At 62.6% G+C, this 21,909-nt stretch carries 24 protein-coding genes; 12 read left to right on the top strand and 12 right to left on the bottom strand.

The window, feature by feature from the left end:
- The first annotated feature begins 45 nt into the window (after nucleotides 1-45).
- Both IV098_RS14825 and IV098_RS14820 read left to right on the top strand, forming a co-directional pair.
- Nucleotides 46-342, top strand: a complete 297-nt coding sequence (locus IV098_RS14825; protein WP_296890443.1) for a DUF1840 domain-containing protein — start codon at nucleotides 46-48, stop codon at nucleotides 340-342.
- A gap of 76 nt (nucleotides 343-418) precedes the next feature.
- Entirely contained in the window at nucleotides 419-1,084 is a 666-nt protein-coding gene (locus tag IV098_RS14820) for an OmpA family protein (RefSeq protein ID WP_296890441.1), read from the top strand.
- 73 nt (nucleotides 1,085-1,157) lie between these two features.
- Here the strand turns inward: IV098_RS14820 and IV098_RS14815 are convergent, their stop codons facing one another.
- On the bottom strand, nucleotides 1,158-2,012 hold the full coding sequence (locus tag IV098_RS14815) for a transglutaminase family protein (protein WP_296890439.1): 855 nt from the start codon (nucleotides 2,010-2,012) through the stop codon (nucleotides 1,158-1,160).
- 300 nt (nucleotides 2,013-2,312) lie between these two features.
- Between IV098_RS14815 and IV098_RS14810 the strand changes: the two genes are divergently transcribed.
- The gene (locus tag IV098_RS14810; RefSeq protein ID WP_296890437.1) at nucleotides 2,313-2,801 is read left to right on the top strand and encodes a hypothetical protein; all 489 of its coding nucleotides are present in this window, start codon (nucleotides 2,313-2,315) and stop codon (nucleotides 2,799-2,801) included.
- A 164-nt stretch (nucleotides 2,802-2,965) separates the two neighbouring features.
- On the opposite strand, the gene IV098_RS14805 is transcribed toward IV098_RS14810, so the two are convergent.
- The 4 genes from IV098_RS14805 to IV098_RS14790 form a co-directional block, all read right to left on the bottom strand.
- Nucleotides 2,966-5,959: an EAL domain-containing protein gene (locus IV098_RS14805; RefSeq protein ID WP_296890435.1), complete on the bottom strand. Its 2,994-nt coding sequence runs from the start codon at nucleotides 5,957-5,959 to the stop codon at nucleotides 2,966-2,968.
- A gap of 127 nt (nucleotides 5,960-6,086) precedes the next feature.
- Nucleotides 6,087-7,145 carry an AI-2E family transporter gene (locus IV098_RS14800; RefSeq protein WP_296890433.1) on the bottom strand — a complete coding sequence of 353 codons (1,059 nt, stop codon included), beginning with the start codon at nucleotides 7,143-7,145 and terminating at the stop codon, nucleotides 6,087-6,089.
- Nucleotides 7,142-8,509: a cardiolipin synthase gene (cls, locus tag IV098_RS14795; RefSeq protein WP_296890431.1), complete on the bottom strand. Its 1,368-nt coding sequence runs from the start codon at nucleotides 8,507-8,509 to the stop codon at nucleotides 7,142-7,144. Before cls ends, IV098_RS14800 begins: the two co-directional genes overlap by 4 nt.
- Before the next feature lie 123 nt (nucleotides 8,510-8,632).
- Nucleotides 8,633-8,788: a DUF3309 family protein gene (locus tag IV098_RS14790; RefSeq protein ID WP_296890429.1), complete on the bottom strand. Its 156-nt coding sequence runs from the start codon at nucleotides 8,786-8,788 to the stop codon at nucleotides 8,633-8,635.
- Nucleotides 8,789-9,213: 425 nt separating this feature from the next.
- Between IV098_RS14790 and IV098_RS14785 the strand changes: the two genes are divergently transcribed.
- The 9 genes from IV098_RS14785 to IV098_RS14745 all read left to right on the top strand — a co-directional run bounded on the left by IV098_RS14785 (nucleotide 9,214) and on the right by IV098_RS14745 (nucleotide 13,725).
- A complete protein-coding gene (locus tag IV098_RS14785; RefSeq protein WP_296890487.1) occupies nucleotides 9,214-9,417 on the top strand; it encodes a CsbD family protein in 204 nt (67 codons plus the stop codon).
- Between the two features lie 218 nt (nucleotides 9,418-9,635).
- On the top strand, nucleotides 9,636-9,956 hold the full coding sequence (locus IV098_RS14780; RefSeq protein WP_296890486.1) for a BON domain-containing protein: 321 nt from the start codon (nucleotides 9,636-9,638) through the stop codon (nucleotides 9,954-9,956).
- Between the two features lie 120 nt (nucleotides 9,957-10,076).
- Nucleotides 10,077-10,223: a lmo0937 family membrane protein gene (locus IV098_RS14775; protein WP_296890426.1), complete on the top strand. Its 147-nt coding sequence runs from the start codon at nucleotides 10,077-10,079 to the stop codon at nucleotides 10,221-10,223.
- 111 nt (nucleotides 10,224-10,334) lie between these two features.
- Nucleotides 10,335-10,661: a YqjD family protein gene (locus IV098_RS14770; protein ID WP_296890424.1), complete on the top strand. Its 327-nt coding sequence runs from the start codon at nucleotides 10,335-10,337 to the stop codon at nucleotides 10,659-10,661.
- 8 nt (nucleotides 10,662-10,669) lie between these two features.
- Entirely contained in the window at nucleotides 10,670-11,062 is a 393-nt protein-coding gene (locus IV098_RS14765; RefSeq protein WP_296890422.1) for a phage holin family protein, read from the top strand.
- Complete coding sequence (locus IV098_RS16360) at nucleotides 11,059-11,382, top strand: YqjK family protein (protein ID WP_367114190.1); 324 nt, start codon at nucleotides 11,059-11,061, stop codon at nucleotides 11,380-11,382. The genes IV098_RS14765 and IV098_RS16360 overlap by 4 nt, the downstream gene beginning before the upstream one ends.
- A 150-nt stretch (nucleotides 11,383-11,532) precedes the next feature.
- Nucleotides 11,533-12,030, top strand: coding sequence for a c-type cytochrome (locus IV098_RS14755; RefSeq protein ID WP_296890418.1), 498 nt, complete (start codon nucleotides 11,533-11,535; stop codon nucleotides 12,028-12,030).
- A 197-nt stretch (nucleotides 12,031-12,227) separates the two neighbouring features.
- Entirely contained in the window at nucleotides 12,228-12,812 is a 585-nt protein-coding gene (locus IV098_RS14750; protein ID WP_296890416.1) for a TMEM175 family protein, read from the top strand.
- Between the two features lie 19 nt (nucleotides 12,813-12,831).
- Complete coding sequence (locus tag IV098_RS14745) at nucleotides 12,832-13,725, top strand: pirin family protein (protein ID WP_296890414.1); 894 nt, start codon at nucleotides 12,832-12,834, stop codon at nucleotides 13,723-13,725.
- A gap of 48 nt (nucleotides 13,726-13,773) precedes the next feature.
- Here the strand turns inward: IV098_RS14745 and IV098_RS14740 are convergent, their stop codons facing one another.
- From IV098_RS14740 to IV098_RS14710, 7 genes are all read right to left on the bottom strand, one after another.
- Nucleotides 13,774-15,105, bottom strand: a complete 1,332-nt coding sequence (locus tag IV098_RS14740) for a GAF domain-containing protein (protein WP_296890412.1) — start codon at nucleotides 15,103-15,105, stop codon at nucleotides 13,774-13,776.
- Entirely contained in the window at nucleotides 15,102-15,602 is a 501-nt protein-coding gene (locus IV098_RS14735) for a hypothetical protein (RefSeq protein WP_296890410.1), read from the bottom strand. The genes IV098_RS14740 and IV098_RS14735 overlap by 4 nt, the downstream gene beginning before the upstream one ends.
- A 52-nt stretch (nucleotides 15,603-15,654) precedes the next feature.
- Entirely contained in the window at nucleotides 15,655-16,887 is a 1,233-nt protein-coding gene (argJ, locus tag IV098_RS14730; protein WP_296890408.1) for a bifunctional glutamate N-acetyltransferase/amino-acid acetyltransferase ArgJ, read from the bottom strand.
- An 87-nt stretch (nucleotides 16,888-16,974) separates the two neighbouring features.
- Nucleotides 16,975-17,211: a hypothetical protein gene (locus IV098_RS14725; protein WP_296890405.1), complete on the bottom strand. Its 237-nt coding sequence runs from the start codon at nucleotides 17,209-17,211 to the stop codon at nucleotides 16,975-16,977.
- 137 nt (nucleotides 17,212-17,348) lie between these two features.
- A complete protein-coding gene (locus IV098_RS14720; protein ID WP_296890403.1) occupies nucleotides 17,349-17,687 on the bottom strand; it encodes a type 1 pili tip component in 339 nt (112 codons plus the stop codon).
- 97 nt (nucleotides 17,688-17,784) lie between these two features.
- On the bottom strand, nucleotides 17,785-18,384 hold the full coding sequence (locus IV098_RS14715; RefSeq protein ID WP_296890401.1) for a DUF938 domain-containing protein: 600 nt from the start codon (nucleotides 18,382-18,384) through the stop codon (nucleotides 17,785-17,787).
- Nucleotides 18,381-21,707 (bottom strand): exodeoxyribonuclease V subunit beta, encoded by a 3,327-nt coding sequence (locus IV098_RS14710; protein WP_296890399.1) that lies wholly within the window; start codon nucleotides 21,705-21,707, stop codon nucleotides 18,381-18,383. The genes IV098_RS14715 and IV098_RS14710 overlap by 4 nt, the downstream gene beginning before the upstream one ends.
- Nucleotides 21,708-21,909: the final 202 nt, after the last annotated feature.

Below are 21,909 nucleotides of genomic sequence, written 5' to 3'. Positions count from 1 at the left end.
AACGTCTATTAATGAAATGAGCATGACTGTTAAGAGGAGAGTCGTATGTTGGTTACTTTTACAACGGATGCCTATGCGGACATCACCCTGTTCGGGAAAGTCGCGCTTGCCATGCTGAAAATGATGGGGCACACCCCAAGCGTGCCCGGCGCAATTCTGGCAGCAGATGTCCCTGCGGCGCTGAGCCGGTTGACTGCCGCTATCGATGCGGAAAAAGCTGCTCCGCCAGTCGAAGACACCGATGCGGATGAGCCGGTGGTCAGCATGGCGCATCGGGCGCTGCCACTCATGAATTTGCTTGCTGCAGCAGCCAAGGCAGAGTCCAACGTGATGTGGAAATGAGCGTCAGGTCATTGGCGGGACAAACCCGCACAGCTGCCTGTATTCAAAATATTTTTAATCAATCCGGAGTGATTTCATGAATAAAGCGATTGTTTTACTTAGCGCCATTGCAGTTGGACTCAGCGGTCTTTCCGGCTGCGCCAACATGACTGAGACTCAGAAAACCACCGGCACAGGCGCGGCGATCGGCGCCGCTGCCGGCGCGATCATTGGTGTCGCGACAGCTGGTGGCAACAAGGGAAAAAGTGCTGCGACCGGCGCGGCGATTGGCGCGGCAGTGGGTGCGGGCGGCGGCTATCTGTGGTCGAAGCACATGGAGGAACAGAAGGTGGCGATGGAGCAAGCCACCCAGGGAACCGGCGTGAGCGTAAGCCAGACCGCCGATAACCAGCTCAAGCTGGATATCCCGAGCGATGTCTCCTTTGACACCAATCGCTACGAGATCAAATCGAACCTGCGTCCGATTCTCGATCGCTTCGCCACCACCCTGAATCAAAATCCGGTGACGACGGTGACCATCATCGGCCACACCGACAGCACCGGCACGGATGCGATCAATAATCCGCTTTCGGTCAATCGCGCAGCCTCGACGCGCGATTACCTCGTTGCCCGCGGGGTGGCGGCAAGCCGTATCGCCATCGATGGTCGCGGTTCGCGCGAACCGATCGCTGACAACAATTCGGCAGAAGGCCGTGCGAAAAACCGCCGCGTCGAGATTTTCGTGGCAGAACCCGCACGCTGACGGGCCATCGCGTCCAGGTCTGGTCCTGCCCGATTTGGCCGGCTACAAGGACGCCGATCCGCCAGATCAATCCCTATTTCAGCTCGGTGACCCAGACGCCGACGTCGAGGCTTGCGCCGGGCGGGCCGACGAACGAGCCGGCCACGGGCGGCACGGACTCGGGCAGGCGTGCCACGGCGACGGCGGTGTGATCGGTTCCGACGATTTTGCCGACGGTGGGGTCGAAGCCCTTCCAGCCCGCGCCGGGCAGAAACACGTCGGCCCAGGCATGGGTTGAGCCGTAATTGGCGGCCGACGGCTCCGCATAAAGGTAGCCGCTGACAAAACGTGCGGCGAGACCCAGGTGACGCGCGGCTTCGATGAACAGATTCGCGAAATCGCGGCAGGATCCAGTGCCGCGCGCCAGGGTATCGGCGGGCATTTGAACGCCAGGCTGCTCACGCGCCAGATAGGTAAACGACTGGTTGATGTGGACGCACAGGCGTTGCAACAGGGCGTAGGTCTGGATGGGCTCGCCGGCCCGCCACAAACTGGCCACCCATTTGGCCAGCGGGTCGGAGGCCTGCCGCGTGACCGTCAGCAGATAGGGCGCCAGCACGATGCGGTCTTCGGCCTCATAGGCAAACGGGTAGTTTGCCGCGTAGGCGTCCACCAGAAAATCGAGCGGCGCTTCGTTGAATTGCTGAATGATGATTTCGCTTGCGATCACCAGCTGTCGGGTGGGCGTGTCGAACGTTGCGATCGCCACTGAGTTGTCTTCCACGTCGCTGTGCCAGCGCAGCGTGGCTGCCGGCGTGATGTCCAGCGATGAGGATTCGATTCGCAGTTCGTGGCCTTCCTTGGGCCGCAGTCGCAAGGTGTGGGGACCGAGCTGCACCGTGTCCGGAAAGTTGTAATAGGTGCGATGAAGGATTTTAAAACGTCGCATCGTTCGTTGACTCCCCTGATTTCCGCGGCGCTTGCGCACGGCGGCGCCCGCGAAGGCGATTCCTGTATGGCCCCGACCCCAGTCATCGTTATGTCTGCCAACGAACAGACTGTGTCCGGGCATGCGGCTATTCTCGCACTTGTTTTCGGCGTGTTCGCTGCATCGAACGGGCGCGCACCCATTCAATTCCGCACTGACGATGGCCTGATCTGCCGTCGCTGATTTTTCCCGTGTGAAACCGATCCACTCCGAGCGATCGCCCACAAGTCGTGGGCAGGCCCTAACAACAGGATATCCAGCATGAAACGCTTATTTCTCGCAGCAACCCTGACCGTCGCCATCCTTCCGGTCCAGGCAGCTGATGTCGGTGTGTCCGTCAGCATCGGCCAACCCGGCTTCTACGGCCACATCGAGATCAATGGTGGGGGCTATCCGCCGCCACGCGTCCTGTATCGTGAGCCGAAGTACGTCGAGCGGGTGGCCATGCATCGGCCGCCGATCTACCTGCGCGTTCCCCCGGGCCATGCCAGAAACTGGAGCAAACATTGCCGCGAATACAACGCTTGCGGCGAGCGGGTCTATTTTGTTAACCACAACTGGTATCAAAACGAATACGTGCCGCGTTACCAGGAACATCATCGTGCCAGCCATGACCGGCGCGGGGATGATCGCGATGACCGAGACTACAACAAGCGCAACAATGAAGACCGCGGCGACAACAAGCACAACAATAACGGGAACAGCGGCAAGCACGGAAACAAACAAGGCCATGGCTCAAATTCTCATTGACCTGGCTGTCTGAAGTTTAAAGTTTCGTCAGTCCGGCTCTGGTGCACTCGGTCATTCGCCGGGGTGGCCGCTAAACACGGTTTCTGGCCGGGTCTCTCAAGCCTGGATGAACACTTCTCAGGCTTGCCTGGACTCAGTGGCGGCAAAGCTGCGTGGTTTCATCTTCAGGGTTCTTCTTGAACCCCGATGGGAAATCCCCAAGGCGATTCGCTTAACCATCGTGAGAAATCCTCGGGCGGCATGGGGCGGGCAAAAAGGAATCCCTGGCCCGTATCGCATCCCAGGCTTGCAAGCAATTGCAGGGTTTCCTGGTCTTCCACGCCTTCGGCTACAACCTTGAGTCCCAGGTTGTGGGCGAGGTCGATGGTTGAGCGCACGATGATTGCATCATTCTCGTTTCTCACCATGCCGGAAACAAAGCTCTGGTCAATCTTGAGTTCGCGCACAGGCAGCTTTTTGAGATAGGCAAGCGAGGAGTAGCCGGTGCCGAAGTCGTCGACTGAGAGGCTTGTTCCCATTTCGTGCAGCTGCGTCAGGATATGAAGGGCGCGCTCGGGTTGCAGCATCACGGCCGATTCGGTGACTTCGAGCATGAGGCAATCCGCTGTTACCTGAAGGTTCGCGAGCATTGTCGCCAGCACATCCGGCAAGGTGGGATCCAGCAGGTTGCGTGCGGAAAGGTTGGCGGAGACCTTGAGGTCGAAGCCGGCTGCACGCCAGCGCCCACACTGTCGCACTGCCTGTTCCAGCACCCACAAGGTGAGCGGCCGAATCAGGCCGGACTGTTCGGCTATCGGAATAAATTCCATGGGCGAGACCATGTCGTCCACAGTGCGGGGCCAGCGCACCAGCGCCTCCACCCCCATGACTTTGCCGGATGCAATGTCAATTTGGGGTTGGTAATAGAGCACAAGTTCATTCCGGGAAATGGCCTGACGCAGTTCACCCAGCAAACTCAGACGCCGTCGGGTATAGGGGTCACTGCCTGATTCGTAAATGCAAAAACCGCTCACTTCGGTTTTCGCCATCCGCATGGCAATGTCCGCACGTGATATCAGCACACCCGGATCTTCACCGTGTTGCGGATACACGGTGACGCCCATATTGACTTCGATATCGAGCGGGCTGCCATCAATCAAGGCCGGTGATTCCATCGCTTTTTGAATTTTCTCAATGGCAAAGGTGGCGGCCGTCTTGTCGTCACCGGGCAGCAGGATGGCGAACTCATCTCCGCTCAAGCGGGCCACCGTGTCCGTTTCGCGTAGCGCCATCGTGATGCGCCGGGCGACTTCCTTTATCACGATATCGCCATTGTGATGCCCGAGGATGTCATTGACTTCTTTGAGGCGGGCGATGTCCAGCAGGATGATGGCCAGCGGCCTGGTTTCACGTCTGGCGACGGCGAGCGCCAACGTCAATCGGTCCGTAAACAGGTTGCGGTTAGGGAGATCGGTCAGGCTGTCGTACAGCGCCTTATGCTCCAGCTCGGCGATATAGTGCTTGCGTTCGGTGATGTCCTCTCCCGACGCGAGCATGCCGGTAACCCCGCCGGCGTCATCCAGCAAGAGCGTGTTGTGCCATGCCATGACACGCTCATCGCCGCTGAGGGTCAATATCGAATTTTCCATGTACTCGATGGGCGCGACGCTGCCATTCAGTGGCTGGCTGAACATTTCCCTGACCTCATCTCGTATGCGTTCCGGCAGAAAGTGCTCAAACCAGTTCTTGCCGAGAATGTCCGCCTCGGACGCGCCCAATATCTCACAGCCCTTGCGGTTGATGAGTTGTATCCGGCCTGCTGCATCCACTGCAATCAGCATCACACCGACGATGTTCAGGTATTGCTGCGCCCGTTGCCGGGATACCTGAAGCGCGTGTTCCGCCTGCACGCGCGCGGTGATGTCACGGGCGATGCCCAGTACGCCGATGGGTTTGCCTTCTTCATCGACCATGGGTGTCTTGATCGTTTCAACCCGTTTCCGGCTGCCATCGTCAGCGAAGGTGATCCATTCCTCGTTGATGCTGGGTTTGCCGGCCGCCATGGCCATGCGGTCGTGCGCGCGGAATAAGTCCGCCTGCGCCCTTTCGACAAAGTCGTAATCTGTTTTGCCGACGATTTCGGCCTCGCGGGCGCCGAAAAAACGTTCGAACATTGGATTGCAGCTCAGATAGGCGCCGTCCGCATCCTTCAGCCAGACCAGATCGGGAATCGCGTCGAGCGTGGCTTGCAGTTTGCGTTGGGCCACCAGTATCTCGGCGGTGCGATGGGCGACGCGCGTTTCGAGTAGCTGCTTGTGCATCTTCAATGTGACAAAGAGCTTTGCCAGATAGCCCAGCATCAAGCTAAAAAGAAGCCCCAGTGCCACTTTGAGTGATGGCCCGAACGGATGGCCCCAGCCCTTGACCGGCGCGACGCTCAGTGTCCAGGTTGCGTTGGGCACGCGCAGCGTCCGTTCCACGGGTTCAATCAGGGTAGCTGGCGAGGAACGGGCGATCAGCTGTTTTTGTCCGGTGTCCGGCTGGATGCGCCAGAGCGCATAAGCCAATCCCTGTTCGTCCAGATGCGACAGATGCGCCATATCCAGCCCGCCGGGCAAGCGCATCACGACAAGGGTGAAGCCCCAGAAAAAAGGATGCCCTCCACGGTCTTTGAGAAACACCGGCAAGCGCCCGATCACACCTGTTCCGCCTTGCGCCAACTCAAGCGGTCCAGCCAGGGTGAGCTTGCCACTGTCCCGCGCAAGCAAAGACTCCTTGCGCTGTGTCGAGACAGTCAACAGGTTGAGGCCGATGGCCATTTTGTTTCCAGGCATCGGTGCGACGTTCCGGATCACGCCACCGGGCGCCAGCGCCAGCTCCGATGCACCCGGGTAATACGGCAACATCGTGTGGGCGATAACGTCAAAGTTGGCAATGCTGCCATTGCCCTGACGCACCAGGGTCGCGAGGGATTGGGTCGCTGAAAGCGCGTGCGCGATGGTGTATTCGATCAGATCGGCATGGTCGGCAGCCAGACGGGCAACACGCACCCGCTCGTCTTGAAGGGAATGCTGCTCCAATTTCAAGACGAGTAATCCCGACAGAGCGGCCGCGACCAGAAAGACGATGCCACCCACCATCAGCGGGCGTGCTGGGTGGCGCGTGGTTGAAGCAGCCATTGCAATTTCCCGTGTCGTCACAGCATAAGTTTCCTGCAGCCTGAACGTTTCGCCATGATCTGAAGGCCGCTGCCAGAATCACCGCTGGGTACGGAAGCCAATCTGATCACGGCTTTTCCTGTTGGTGTCAGCGCTCGCGCGACAGCGTCTCGTCAAGGAAGCGCAGCAGCGTGGCGAGGACGGTCAGCAGTACCGGCCCGATGATGACGCCTATCACGCCAAAAGCCGAGATGCCGCCGATGACGCCGATGAAAACAGCGAGCACCGACACCGGCGCCTGTCGCGAAATCAGAAACGGTCGCATCAGGTTATCGGAGACCGATACCGCCATGCCCCAGATCAGCATGAAGAGCGCCCAGCCCCATTGCGACGTGGCGACCAAAAAAACGACCGCCGGCGCCCATACCAGCGCTGCGCCGCCCACGGGCAGCAGCGCCAGAAACGCCGCCAGCACCCCGAACACGACAGCGGAGGGCAGGCCCGCGATGGCAAATCCGATGCCCACCAGCGTGCCTTGGGCGAGCGCGGTCAAGCCCTCGCCGTAGACCACAGCGCGTGTCGTGTCGCCTATCAGCTTGAGCAATTCGGTCCGGCGAGCGGGTTCCATCGGCACCAGGCGTACCACGCGGCCGAGCAGGTCGCGCCCATCGCGCAGCAGAAAGAACAGCAGGAACAGCATGATGAAGAAGTTGATCACCGTGCCCAGAGCGCTGAGAACGAAGTCGCCCCCGCTGGCCGCAAGCGACTTCAGCAGCATCTGCGATCCACTCTCCAGCCAGCCATGAAGCTGTTCGGTTGTGGCGACGAGATTCAGCCGCAACCACTCGGCCAGCTTGCCGATCAAGGGGTGCCGTTCCAGTTGCATCAGCAGGCTGCCGTCGGAGCGCAGCTGCTGCTGTTGCAGGCGTGTAACCAGATTCGTGAACTGGTCCGCGAATGCCATGCCCAGGCTCACCAGCGGCCCCGCAAGCACGACAGGCACCAGTACGGTGATGATTCCTGCCGCCACACCGGCACGTCCATTCAGCTGGCATGTCAGCCAGCGCTGCATCGGCGCCAACAGGAAGGCAAGGCAGATACCCCAGGCCAGCGCGCCCCAGAAGGGCGCCAGCATCCAGTAAAGGGCGAGGCCGAAAAGCACCGTGACGACAATCACGAATTCCTTGCGGTAAAGGTCGAAGTTCACAGCCAATACTCCCAGACACGCGCGAACCATTCTTTCAGGCGCAGATTGAGCGGGCGCTGCCGCCACTGCTCGAGCGTAATTGCATCGGACGCCGCCAGGTCCCGGGCGAACATCGTCTGCACCTGTTTGCCGAATTCAGTTCCCAGTACCACCGCGTTCAATTCGTAGTTGTGCAGAAAGCTGCGCCAATCGAGGTTGGTCGAACCGACCGTGGCCCAGACGCCGTCGATCAATGCCGTTTTGGAATGCAGGATCACGCCGCGTCGCTCGTGGATTTTGACGCCCGCTTGCAGCAGCCGGTCGTAGTAGTTGCGCCCGGCGTGGAATACCAGCCAGGAGTCGGTCTGGCTGGGCAGAATCAGCGTCACGTCGACGCCGCGTCGGGCGGCGGCTTCGAGTGCGTCGAGCAATTGCGGATCGGGAACGAAATAGGCGTTGGTCAGATGCACACTGGTCTCGGCGCTGGCGATGGCCGAGAGCAGGGTAGCGTAAATCAGGCTGTAGGGCTCGTCGGGCGAACTGCCGATCGCGCGCACCACTTCCCGACCGGCACGCTCGGGCGGTGGAAAGTAGTTCTTCTCGGGCAGGGGCGCGCCCTTCTGCGTTTCCCAGGTGGAGAGGAACAGTTTCTGCAATTCGGCCACGACGGGCCCCTGCAGTTGCAGGTCGGTGTCGCGCCAGGCCGGACCGTGGTCGGAACCACTGCCGGGCCTGGCCCGTGAACCCGCCCTGAACGAGCCGCCGGAGTAGACGCTGCTGATGTTGATGCCGCCGAGAAACGCGGTGCGGCCGTCGACAATCAACAGCTTGCGGTGATCGCGCTGATTCAGCGACCATTCCTTGCGTGACAGCAGCGGATTGATGGGATTGAACTCAAGCACCTGGATGCCGCTGTCGGTCAGTTGTTTGAAGAAAGCCGCCGGGGTGTCGAGGGTGCCCACGCTGTCACGGATCAGATGGACCTGTACGCCTTGCTGTTGTTTGGCGATCAATGCCTGTGCAAAACGCTGGCCAACCTCGTCGTCGTCCAGGATGTAGGTCTCCATGTTGATGTGGTCCTGCGCCGCCAGAATGGCCGCATACATGGCCTGGTAGGTGGCCGGGCCATCCTGCAGCAACACCACCTGGTTGCCGGTGGTCAGCGGGCTGCCGACGATGGCCTCTTCCCGTGCCAGATGGTGGGTGAAGATGTCGGTATCCGGACCGCGGCGTGCGAGGCGATCAAGGACCGCCTGGCTTTGTGCGGCGGATAGCGTGCCGCGTCCGCCCTCCAATTGCACCGCAGGGCTGGGGCTTGGGGCCAGATCGGGGACGATGGTCGGCAGGCTGCTGCAAGCGGACAGGCCGAGCGCGAACAGACACATGGCCCACCCCTGCCACCGATGCGGCATACGATAGGTCGATTTCAGAGCCGATGGAAACATCCACTTTCCAGCACGAAGCGCACGCATAAACCTGTCAGCAGGGCTTCGGAACAGGGCGGCCCGTCACAAGTGTCCCAGCAACAGCAGCACGATGATAATGATCACGATCAAACCCAAACCGCCGCTGGGCCCGTAGCCCCAGCCTTTACTGTGCGGCCAGGTCGGAATGGCGCCGACCAACATCAGAATTAGAACGATCAACAGGATGGTTCCCAACATGGTGCTCTCCTTGGAAATGTGAGTGAGGGGTCAGTTTGTCTGCCCGCACTATCCGGCGCTGCGCTGGATGCCAGCGTCCGGTACGTATTGAAGAATAGGCGCATGCCATGCGCCATTCAGTGCGCTATCGAACATAAGGGGAATGCGTGAGCGCGAATGGCACTGAGCGGGTATTCCGGAATCGTCCGTGGCGCCAGCCGAATCCAGTGCAAGCCGATGACCCATCATGGGCGCCACAGCCTCCCATGTGCGACACCGTACAGACCTTGGCTTCTTTTACGCGCAGCCTCGCACATGCATTCTGGTTTCCCTTGCATGAGCCCATTCTTCGCTGTCTGAAAGCAACGCGGGGAGAAGGCCTGGCCGGGGCGGGGAATGCGCGATCGGCAATCCTGTCGGTCGGGTTACGTACAAAGGAGTTTGATATGAATTGGGATATCGTTGCAGGCAATTGGAAGCAGTACAGCGGCCAGGTCAAAACCCAGTGGGGCAAGCTCACTGACGATCACCTCGATGTGATTGCGGGCAAGCGTGAAGAGCTGGCGGGAAAAATCCAGGAGGCCTATGGCCTCACGAAGGATGAAGTCGAGCAGCAAATCAAGGACTTTGAAGAACGCAACAAGGACTGACCACCCTCGTATTTCTGCAGCCCTCCTGGGCTGTGCGCAGCCCGTCTCCGCAGCAACTGAACGGGCAATGAATTCTCCATTGCGCTATGTGCGTCATCGTACAGACCGAAATGGAGCGCGCGTCTAAATTGCAATCAGGGCTTGATAAACCTTCCAATCGGGCTATCGACAGGTATGGGAATCAGGAAACCCTTTCAAATACATTTCGGGAGTCGATCATGAATCAAGTGAACAAATATCTTTCTGCAGCCTTGCTGGCTGTTACCTTGGTGTCCGCCGTCGGCTGTTCATCCACGCCGCAAAAGGAAGGCACCGGCGAGTACATCGATGACAGCGTCATCACCACCAAGGTGAAGACAGCGATCTTCAACGAGTCCACGCTGAAATCGGCCGAGATCAATGTCGAAACCTTCAAGGGCGTGGTTCAACTGAGTGGCTTCGTCAGCTCCCAGGCCGATATCAATAAAGCGGTCGAGTTGGCGCGCGGTGTCAGCGGCGTGACATCCGTGAAAAACGACATGCGGGTCAAGGGTCAATAATCAATCGGCCTGCTTTTCCGGGAGCGCTGATTGAATCGTCGTCCCGGCTGCGGCCGGGGTTGAGATCGTGGATATGACCGGGCCCCGGTTTGACCCGGCACTTACTTGGGGGGGTTGAACATGCTCGGAACTATTGCAATTGTCCTGATCATCCTTTGGCTGCTTGGCTTCGTCTCTGCCTACACCATGGGTGGATTCATTCACATTCTCCTGGTCATCGCGGTCGTGATGATCCTGGTGCAGGTCATACAAGGCCGGCGCGGCTAGCAAGCCTGTACGCATTTCATACACCTGCTGAGATACCGGGTTCTCCCCGTTTTCTAGGCAGAGTTGTTGCGAACAGGTCGGAAATACCTACTATGAAAGAGGCATTAATCAATGGAGAAAACCATGGCACACGTATCTGAAGAAGTCACCAAAGAACAACTGATCGCCGATTTGAATGTGGTGGTCGCCGATGCGGAAGCCTTGTTGAAGGCGACGGCGGGTCATGGTGGCGATGCGCTGGCCGCCGTGCGCGCCAAGGCTGAAGCCTCGCTTGGCGTTGCAAAAGAGAAACTGAGCGCAGCGCAAACAGCGTTGTTGGACAAGACCCGTGCCGCAGCCAAGGCGACGGACGAATATGTCCACGTGCATCCGTGGCAGGCGATTGGCGTCGGCACAGCCGTTGGCCTGCTGGTAGGTCTGTTGATCGCGCGGCGCTGAGTCACGACATGTCCGAGGAACCGCATGCTGCATCCGGGGGCTTGCTCGAATCCCTGAGAAAACTGTCAGTGAGTCTGGTCGGCATTGTCCATACCCGTCTTGAGTTGCTGTCCACGGACATCTCTGAAGAGCGGGAGCAGCTGACCACCTTCCTGATTCTGGTGCTGGTTGCGCTGGGGTGCTTTGGACTTGGCATCGTGCTGCTGGCGGTTTTGATTGCGATCTTCTTCTGGGAGACGCACCGGCTTCTGGCGTTGGCTGGCTTGACGGGATTCTTTCTGGCGGCCGGCATCGGGCTGGGGGGGTATGCCATGCATCGGATCAGAACCAAGCCGCGCTTGTTTGCTGCGAGTCTGGCGGAGCTGTCCAAAGACCGGCAGGCACTCGGCCCCAAATCATGAATGGAAAACGGGCCCGGCTAGCCGAACGCCGCCAGCAACTGGTGGCGCTCGCTGCGGCCCAGCGCGCCAGCCTGGCGCAGGACATCGAGCCATGGCGGGCACGCCTGGCGCTGGCGGACCGCGGCGTGGCTGCATTTCAATGTGTCAGACGCCATCCCGCCTTGATGCTGGGCGGCGCGCTTCTGCTTGCCGTGTTTCGCACGCGACGCACTGGCAAATGGCTGCAGCGTGGCTGGCTGGCATGGCAGCTCGGGCGCAAGTTGCGTGGTTTTGGATGCACGGCGGATGGGCAGGCGCGACACGCGGACAAGCGCTGTTGAATCGGGCATGGCAAAACGCCAGACGCCCGCTTCGTCCGCCTTAAGAAAATATTAGGATTTTCCTAGCAAAGACTTATCAACTCGCCCTGTCGGGGCTGGCTACGATGCAGTCACCCGAACGCAGCGCGTTCATTTTTGCCAGGAGAAAACATGCAAGCCTTTATTCCGAGCGCCGCAGCACTGCTCGCCAGCCTCGTCGTTGCCAGCGCCGTCGCCGCCCCCAAGGGCGACGCCGAGATCCGCCATGGCCGTTACCTGATCGCCACTTCCGGTTGCAATGACTGCCACACGCCGGGCTTCATGCAGAAAGACGGCAAGGTGGCGGAATCCGAATGGCTGACCGGCGACGCCATGGGCTGGCAGGGGCCGTGGGGCACCACCTATCCGAGCAACCTGCGGCTGCTGGTCGGCAGCATGACCGAGCAGCAGTGGCTCATCCGCGCGCGCCAGCCGATGCGCCCGCCGATGCCGTCGCCCAGCCTGCAGGCGATGACCGATGCCGACCTGCGCGCGATTTTCCGCTACGTCAAAAACCTTGGCCCCAAGGGCGACCCGGCGCCGGCCTACGTGCCGCCGGGCGGTCTGGTGATGACGCCGTATCTGGATCTGACGCCGAAGAATTTGCCGTCGGTGGCGGCGCAGCATTGAGATGGCCTGATGAAGTTTGAGCGTGCACCGCATTTATTGCGTTATTCCGCGTGGGTTGGTACGTTAAGCCATCTCAATAACATGCCGTTTTAAGGGTGATTGATCCGGCCTCCCGCACTGTTTCAACCGGTTCGGGCAAGACCGTATTCAATTCCACTTCAAACTTCATCCGGCCGAATCAACACGTGCAGCCCGACATGCCGAAAACCCGACTCGAGGCCTTCAGCGATGGCGTGCTGGCCATCATCATCACCATCATGGTGCTGGAGATGAAGGTGCCGCACGATCCGACGCTGGACGCACTGCGCGCGCTCTCGCCGGTTTTCCTCAGTTACATCCTGAGCTTCGTCTACGTGGGCATTTACTGGAACAACCACCACCACATGCTGCACACCGTGCACCGCGTGTCCGGCGCGATCCTGTGGGCGAACCTGCATCTGCTGTTCTGGCTGTCGCTGTTTCCGTTTGCCACGGGCTGGATGGGCGAAAACCATTTCGCCCCCCTGCCCACCATGCTGTATGGCGCGGTGCTGCTGATGGCCGCAATGGCCTACCTGATTTTGCAGCGTTGCATCATCGCGGCCGAGGGCGATCAGACCGCGCTGAAACAGGCGGTGGGGAACGATTGGAAAGGCAAGATGTCCCTGCTGGCGTACCTGGCCGGAATCGGCGTGTCGCTGATCTGGCCGTGGCTCGCCCAGGCGCTTTACGTTGCGGTCGCGTTGATGTGGCTGATCCCCGACCGCCGCATCGAGCGGGCACAACATCACCCGCAGGCTTGATCCCCGCCCAGGAGTTCTCATGACGACATCCCGTAATCTTTCTTCCGGCAAACCGCTCAGCCGCATCCTGCGCAGCAACGGCGGCCACTGGGTCGGCGACGGCTTCCCGGTGCAGACCCTGTTCGCCTATCCGGACATGGGCGCGGCGCTCAGCCCGTTCCTGCTGCTCGATTACGCCGGGCCGGCCGAGTTTCCGCCGACCCACGAACGCCTCGGCGTTGGCGAGCATCCGCACCGCGGCTTCGAGACCGTCACCATCGTGTACGACGGCGAGGTCGAGCATCGCGATTCGTCGGGCGGCGGGGGTCGCATCGGCCCGGGCGACGTGCAGTGGATGACGGCTGCTTCCGGCGTGGTGCACGAGGAATTCCACGGCCGCGATTTCGCACAGAAGGGCGGCCGCTTCGAGATGATCCAGTTGTGGGTCAACCTGCCGGCCAAAGACAAAATGTCGCCGCCGCGCTACCAGGGCATATTGAGCAGCGAGATTCCGCGGGTGGCCATGCCAAACGGGCAGGGCAGCGTACGCGTCATCGCTGGCGAGTATGCCGGGGTCAAAGGCCCCGCGCATACGTTCACGCCGATCCAGCTGTGGGACCTGCGGCTGGCCAGTGCGCAGCCGATCGAGTTCGCGTTGCCCGAGGGCCACACCGTTGCGCTGCTGGTGCTCAAGGGCGAACTGCAGGTGAGCGGTTCAGACACCCCGCTCAGGGCGGCCGAGGTCGGCTTGTTCGAACGTGCCGGAACGCGGCTGCGCATCGAGCGCGCCGACGAGGCCACGGTTTTGCTGTTATGCGGCGAGCCGATCCATGAACCCATCGTCGGCAGCGGCCCGTTCGTGATGAACACTGCCGCAGAAATCCGCCAGGCGATGACCGATTATCAGAGCGGGAAAATGGGACATCTGTCCTGAGCGCATCGCTCAGCCGGTCGATGGCAGGGGTTTTCGCCGCGTGCCGGATCAGGCCGCGCCCAGCGCCAGCGGCCGGGCGAGATTGAGCCGGAACCGCCCGCGCCCGGTCTTTTCGAGCGCAATGTCCGGACAGCGCTCGGCCAGCCGCCGCTGCAGCAGGATCAGCCGCGTTTCCAGGTTGTCGGCAAAATCCGGCAGCGGCAGGCGCGGGTCGCGCCGCAGCTCGCGGTTGGAAAATTCGTGGCGGCCATGCGCGGCGTGCTCGTTCAGCAGCGCCCACAGAATGCTGCCCGCCACGCCCTTGATCAGGTAGTCGTTGTCGATGAACACGCTGTGGTCGTGCGCGAAATAGCGCACCGCCAGCGGCGCACCGGATTGCGTTGCGGCGGGGAGCGCGCCTGGCGCGGCCTCGTCATCGGGCAGTGCGGCGATGCGGTCGATCAGCGCGGCCAGATGGCGGCCGTAGACGACCAGTGCGTCCTCGTCGGTGTGGCTGAAAAAGGCGTCTTGCTCGCTTTCGGCATAGAGCACGCCCAGCAGGCGGTCGCCATGAACCAGCGGCACGGCAATCTGGCTGTGCGGGTTGGCCAGCACCGGCAGCGGAATGCGCGGCAACACCGGATCGGCAACCCGCAGCGCGGCGTGATAGGTGTAGTCGGGCGTGCGGTGGTTGATGCGCACCGGGATTTTTTCCTGCGCGGCCACACCGATCAGGCCTTCGCCGAGCGCCACTTCCGCGCCCACGCCCGACACCGGGTAGCCCTGGCTGGCCAGGGTGTAAAGCGCGCTGCCGGGCGCGCCGGGCGTGGCATCGAGCTTGGCGTCGAGCATCGCCAGCAAGGCATGGCGGATGCCAAAACCATGCGTGAGCGCGGCCAGCGCACGGTCGGCCAGCAGCGCCAGATCGTCGCACGCGCCCAGATGGTCGAACGCGCGGCGCAGCGCCAGCAAGGCATCCGGCAGCGGCGGCGCGGGCGGCAACTGCGGGTCGACGTTTTCGATATCGAGCACGCGGTAGACATCCGCACCACGCAACACGAACACCTTGTCCATGCCCGTCTTCGCCGCGATGCCGGCGAGCTGTGCGCGCATGTATTCGAACAGCGGCCCCGCCGTTTCGGTGCGCAGGTACTGCACGCGCAGCCGGAAGTGGCGGAAGCTGCCCGGCTCGATCACCTGCACCTCGGCATAGGGGTGCGCCAGCACGTTCTCGCGCGTCTTGCTGAAAAACTGGAACGACAGCGCGACGTGCCGGGCGTCGACAAAGTGTACCTGTGACACGTAGGCGACGTTCGGTGTGCCGTCCGGCGCAGATGTAGCCACCACCGCCGGCATGGCGCCATCGAGGCAGGGGCGCAGCGATTCGAGCGGGATGTTCATGTGCGTGTCCGCAGGGTTCCGGCCAGCACCTTGCCGGACTGCGGCCCCGGCGTCTGGTCGAATACCACCTCGGGCGTCAGACGCAGCCCCACCAGATGGTCGGCCGGCAAGGCCGCATTCACCAGGGCCGACATTTGCGTGCCGTAGTTCAATGCGTCCAGTTCTGCGCCGAACGCCGCCACGCAGCGGGCGCTCGCCAGCTTGTGCGCCGCGCTCACCGCCACCCGCGTCGCCGACCCGGCCTTCAACTGCAGCGTGGCGTGGGTGGCCGGCCGGCTGACCACCAGCGTGACGGCACTGCCCGCATCCAGCGCGTCCAGTATGTTTTTCCCACGCTGCGCCGACAGCCACACCGTCAGCGAACGCCGGTCGCGCGCCACCACGCAACCGTGCGCGCGGCACACGCAAGGCCAGCCATCACGCCCCATCGCGCCGATATTCATCGACATCGGGCCTTGCAGGAAAGCAACCTGGTCGGGGGTGAGTTGCAGCGTCATGATGGATTCAGTATCTGGATGGCGGAGGGCCGGTGACCCCTCTGCCATGCAACTAGGAACGGTATTCCGCGTTGATCTTCACGTAATCGTAGGAGAAATCGCAGGTCCACACCGTGGCGTTCACGGTGCCGCGTTTGAGCACCACGCGTACCGTGATTTCCGCTGCCTTCATTACGGCCGCACCCTGATCTTCGGTGTAGCTGGCTGCGCGGCCGCCTTTCTCCGCCACCAGCACGTCGCCCAGATAGAGCTGCAGGGTGTTGACGTCGAGGTCGCCGACGCCGGCATAGCCGATGGCGGCGAGGATGCGGCCGAGGTTGGGGTCGCTGGCGAAGAAGGCGGTTTTCACCAGCGGCGAGCGCGCGATGGCGTAGGCGATCTGCTTGCATTCGGCGTGGTCGCGTCCGCCTTCTACCGTGATGGTCATGAACTTGGTGGCGCCTTCGCCGTCGCGCGCCATCGCCTGCGCGAGCTCGATCGAAACGGCGTTGAGGGCGGCTTTCAGCGCGGCGTAATCGGCGCCGGCGGCGTCGGCGATTTCAGCGTTGCCGGCCTGGCCGGTGGCAATCAGGATGAAGCTGTCGTTGGTCGAGGTATCGCCGTCCACCGTCACGCAGTTGAACGACACGTCGGCCACTTCCTTCACCAGTTGCTGCATCAGGCCGGGGGCGATCGCGGCATCGGTCGCCACATAGCCGAGCATGGTCGCCATGTTGGGGTGGATCATGCCGGAGCCTTTGGCGATGCCGGTGACGGTAATGGTTTTGCCGCCGACCTGCGCCTGCCGCGATGCGCCCTTGGCGACGATGTCGGTGGTCATGATGGCGTGCGCGGCTTCGCTCCATTGCCCGGCGGCAAGGTCGGCCTGCGCGGCGGGCAATGCGGGCAGGATCTTGTCGATCGGCAGCGGTTCGAGGATCACCCCGGTGGAAAACGGCAGCACCTGCTCGGGCGCGCATTGCATGATCGCGGCGACCGCTTCGCAGGTTTGTTGTGCGCGGCGCAGGCCTTCTTCGCCGGTGCCGGCGTTGGCGTTGCCGGTGTTGATGACGAGGGCGCGGATACCCTGCGCGGTCTGGGCCAGATGCTGGCGGCACAGCGTGACCGGCGCGGCGCAAAAGCGGTTCTGGGTGAACACGCCGGCGACGCGCGCGCCCGCTGCAAGCTCGATCAGGGTGATGTCGCGGCGACCGGGCTTCTTGATGCCGGCAGACGCAATGCCGAGGCGCACCCCGGCAACGGGCAGCAGGGAAGCGGGATCGGGGGCGGAGAGATTGACAGGCATGGCGGCTGGGCGGGAAAGAAAGCCGCTATTTTATGTCGCGCTACGTCAAATCAGCGTTGCAGCCCGCCCCGGCAAACCGCTGACCGGTCAGGTACGTCCCAGCAGGGCATTCATCGCCTTGCGGAATTCGGGACGCCACGGCCATACCGGATCGAGTTCGATGGAGCGCGCGAGCGAGGCCAGCGCAATCAAGCCGAACAGCGAAAACAGCAGTTGCGAAATGAACTGGCGTGCAGTCAGCACGCCGAGCGGCATATCGAGGAAGCCAGGCACGTAAAACAGGCTGGCAAACAGGGCAAAGAGAATGGCAGGTCCAAGGTACATGTTCGTCCGCTTATAGTGGTTTTTTGTTAAGGACTATTCAGCAACAAGCGTACCAGCTTGGATTTGTTGATTGAATACAGGAGCTTGCATTTAGTCCGCACGCCGAAAAAAGCTGCGGATGTAAATAAATCCGACAGCTATTTGACCGATTGCGAGTGGGTGAGCTTGCGCAGGATTTCGTGCGACAGCGAATAAAACTGTGGCGTCGGGCCGAGGTCCTCGTAGATCGGGTCGCCGTAGTCGTCCTCGGCGATGATGCGTTTGCCGGGCACGTAGGGCATGGCGACTTCCAGTTCGTCGAGCGCGGCGCGGATCAGGTCGGCCATCAGTTGCGACTCGCTGCGATCGGGGTACATCAGATGCAGGGCTTCGATACGGGCCGCGTCGCGCAGCGGTAGATTGATAGAGTAAGTGCACACTGACGTATGCGAGGGCTCGTCTGCTTTCCAGCGTTGAATCAGTTCTGCGATACGCATGATTGCCCCCGGCTTCAGAATGGTTTCGTTATAGCAAAGCCCTTCATAAGAAAAAGATGAAATTGGGTCGCAGGTACGAAATGACGTTGACAGGCCGCTAAAGCGGGCGCTGCCACACCAGACTGCGGTTGTTCGCCGGCATGGCGATGTCGTGCTGCAGGACCAGACCCTGCGCACGCGCCAGGGCATCCACCGCCTCGAAGTCGCGCACCCCGGACGCGGGATCGCGCGCTTTCAGCCAGACGTCGAAGCGCGCGTTGCTCTCCGAGGTGAACTGGCCGTTATAGTTGAACGGCCCGTACACCACCTGCACGCCGCCCGGCTCCAGCAGCGCGCCCACGCCCGCGAAAAACCGTTCCACTTCGGGCCAGCCCATGATGTGCAGGGTGTTGGCCGAAAACACCGCGTCGTAGCTGCCGCTGGGCCACGGGCGCTGGTTGACGTCGAGTTCCAGCGGCGGCAGCACGTTGGGCAGCGCGGCCTCATTCAGCCAGGCGTGAATGCCGGGGTGATGCGCCCGCACATCGGCGGTTTGCCAGACCAGATGCGGCAGTTCGGCCGCGAAATAAACAGCGTGCTGGCCGGTGCCGCTGCCGATTTCAAGGACCCGATGACGGTCGGCAAAGGCGACGCGCAGCACCGCCAGGATGGGTTCGCGATTCTGTTCGCAGGATTCGGAATAGGGCTTGTCGATCACAGGGAGGGCTCCGGAGGCAGGGGCACCAGCCGGCCATCGGCCAGCAGTAGCGCGGCGTGAATGGGACGCTCGGGATAAAGCGCGGTAAGCAGCATTTGATAGGCCGCCAGTTGCGGGCGATGCCGCTCGATCAGCAGTGTTTCACTGGCGCTACAGTCGTCCGCGCCGGTCTTGTAGTCGATCAGCCACACCGCATCGTCGAATTCCACCACGCGATCAAGCCTTTGCGTGCGTCCGCCGGCATCCAGCAGCGTCAACTCGTTGTGCGCGCGGCGATACTGCGCCGGGTCGAAAAACCGCGCCAGATGGGGCTTTGCGAGCAGCGCGCGGGCTGCGCTTTCGATCTCGGCAAGCGCTGTCGCAAGCTTGAGACGTTGCGCCAGCGCGGGCAGATCGCGCGGCGTGCCGTTGAGGCCGGTGACGCCGGGCGGCGCTGGCCCCAACGACACGCCGGGCGGCGCAAGCACTTCGAGGCAGGCGTGAAACAGTTCGCCGCTGGCGGCGACAGGGTTGGCGGCGGCCGGCGCCAGCCGCTGACCGACGGCGGGGGCGTGCATGCGCGGCAGCGAAGCGGGCTGCGGCGGCGGCGCTGACGCGGCTGCAGGCGGCAGGTCGGGCGGCAGCGCCATGTCTTGCCACGCCGCCTCGACGCGCTGCAGCCAGGCGTTTTTCGCTGCATCGCCGCTGACGATCAGGCCCTGCTCGGCGCGGGTGAGCGCCACATACAGCAGGTTGTCGGATTCGCGCTGCGCCAGTTCGGCTTCGTCGCTAAACCAGCGTTCGCGCCAAGCGCCGCGCTCGTCCAGTTTGCCGAACAGGGAAAAGTGTTCGGGCTGCGCCGCCGTGGGCGGCCACGGCGCCAGCACCGCGTAGCTGTCGCCGCGCGCATGGTCGCTGCCGCCGAGCAGCCAGACGATCGGCGCTTCCAGCCCCTTGGAGCCGTGAATGGTGAGCAGCCGCACCGCGTTGGCGCCGTCCGCCGCCAGCCCCTCGCCAGGCGCGGCGTCGCTGTCATCGATCAGTGAGGCCAGTTCGCGGATGAAACCGGCCAGCGTCGGGTAGCGCCCGGCGCCTTGCGTCAGCGCCAGCTGCATGAAGGCGCGCAGGTTGGCGGCAATCTGCGGGCGCATCGCCGCGGGGGCCGCGGCGGCGTAGCGCGCTTCCAGGTCGCCCTCGTAGTAGATGCGGTCGAGCAGGTCGTGTACCGGCAGCGCGCCTAGTTGTGCGCGCCAGCCGTCGAGCAGTTGCGCCGCGCGCGCGAGGGCGGGCGGGCAATCGGCCTGTGCGGACAGCGCCGCCAGGCGTGCCCAGCCACGCGATTCGTGACCGGCCGGCACAGCGCTGGCCTGCACAGCGCCGGGTTGGACAGAAAATATGCGCAGCAGGTCGTCGTCGCTGCAGCCAAACAGCGGGCTCTTCAGCGCATGCGCCAGTTTCAGCTCGGCGTGCGGCAGCAGCAGGGTTTCCAGCAGCGCGATCAGATCCTGTGCTTCCAGCGCGTGCAGCAGGCCGCCGCGCCGCGAGGTGATGAAGGGAATGCCAGCCTTGTTCAGTTCGCGTTCGTACAGCGCCAGATGGGTACGCTTTTTTACCAGCGCCATCACGTCGCCGGGGCGGGCGGGGCGCGTGCCCTGTTTGTCCGTCACGCCCCAGCGCCCGAGGATGTCGTCGCGCAGCACGGCGGCAAAGCGGGCGGCCTCGACATGCACCGCGCGGTCGGCGGCTTCTTCGAGCGGCGTGGTGAGCGGGTTGCGCAAGGTATGTGTCGTCGGGGCTTCGGTCTTTTCTACGCGGATCGGCAGGCAGCGCAGCGCGCCGGGGCGGGATTCGTTTTCGGGTGCGTGGCTGTGCGGCGCAAAGCCACCGACATCAGCGAACACCGGATTGAGCGCCTGCACCACCGCCGGCGACAGCCGTCGCGTCATGGTGGTGCTGAACAGCGGCGCGCCAAAATGGCTGTGCAGAAACTCCGCCGCGGCGGTGAACACGCGCGCCTCGCCGCGGCGGAAACGGTAGATCGCCTGCTTGGGGTCGCCCACCATGAACACCGTCATGTCGCTGTCGGCCTCGCGCGCCGCCGTGAGCCAGGTCGACAGTGCCTGCCACTGCAGCGGATTGGTGTCCTGAAATTCGTCGAGCAATAAATGCCGATAGCGCGCATCGAGCTTCAGCGCCAGCCCCGGCGCGTGTTCCTCGCTTTGCAGCAAGCGGCAGGCCTGCCATTCGGCATCGGCAAAATCGATCACGCCCTGTTGCAACTTGGCGTCCTGATACGCCGCGAGCAGCGCGTGGCCGAGCAGCAGGCCGTGGCGGTTGAGGTTCCAGATGCGGATATCGGTCTGGATCGCGGCGATGGTTTCGAGCGCGGTTTCCAGTGTGTCGAGATCGCGCAGATAGGTGTCGAGTTCAGCGCCGAGCGCCTTTTCCAGTTCCTTCGTCGCCTGCTTCTTGCGCCGCTTGCCATCGGTCATCAAATACTTCATCAGCGCGGCGTGCGCGGTGTCGGGGTCGAGTGCCAGACTGCGCTGGATTTCCGGCGCGCGATCGCGCTCGCTCTTGCCGCCTTTTTCCAGCGCAAAGCCCACCCGTTTGACCCGCGCCGCCATCGCCTCATCGGCCCAGAATGCCGCCACCGGATCGCTTTCCAGATCGGCATGCAAGCCCGGGCGCAGCTGATCCAGCGCATACGCCACCGGGTCGGGCTGGCCCGCGGTATACGCCCACCATTCCGCCCGCGCCTGCAAAAAATGCCGCAGCAAAGCCTGCAGATTGTGTTCGCCGATGGCGTCCAGCAGTGCCAGCAAAGCCACGCCATTGGGCGATTCGGGCGCCGCCGCGCACTGCGTCAGCAGCCGGTCGCGCACCTCGCTTTCGAGCTGGCTGGGACGTTCCAGCAGCGGCGCTCCCCACGGCACGCCAAACTCCATCGGCGCACGCTTCAGCAGATCGAGAAACCAGCCGTGAAAAGTCGTCACCGTCGGCCCTGGCTGTGCCGTCAATACCGTTTCCAGCAGCCCGCGCGCGCGCGGCAACAGCACCTCGATCTCGTCGTCCGGCACGGCGCGCTGACGCAAAAAATCGCGCACCGTCGCGTCGTCCGCCAGCGCCAGCAAGCGCAGCCATTCATGCAGGCGGTCGGTCATTTCCTGCGCCGCCTTGCGCGTAAACGTGATCGCCAGCAGCTCAGACGGCGGCGCGCCCGCCAGCAGCAGGCGGATCATGCGCGAGACCAGCAGCCAGGTCTTGCCGCTGCCGGCGCAGGCTTCGACCACCGCCGAGCGGGCGGGGGAGAGGGCTTCGGCGATATTTAGGGGGCTTGGCATGAGGCGGGGGTGTGGGGTGGAGTGGCCTGGCTGTGTTTAGCTGGGATTATCCATGAGGCTGGAGCGGGGGGTGAGGTTGCTGTTGGTTGGCTGCTGACCGTTGGCCGGGGGTAGCCCGGCGGCTAGTCACTTTCTTTTGGTTTCGCCAAAAGAAAGTAACCAAAGAAAAGGCGACCCCGCTCATCCCCGAAACCCCGGAAAT

It is taken from the genome of Thiobacillus sp., assembly GCF_018780105.1.
Taxonomy (GTDB): domain Bacteria; phylum Pseudomonadota; class Gammaproteobacteria; order Burkholderiales; family Thiobacillaceae; genus Thiobacillus.
Note: the sequence above shows the minus strand (reverse complement) of the source record. Positions and strands in the feature narration are given on the sequence as shown.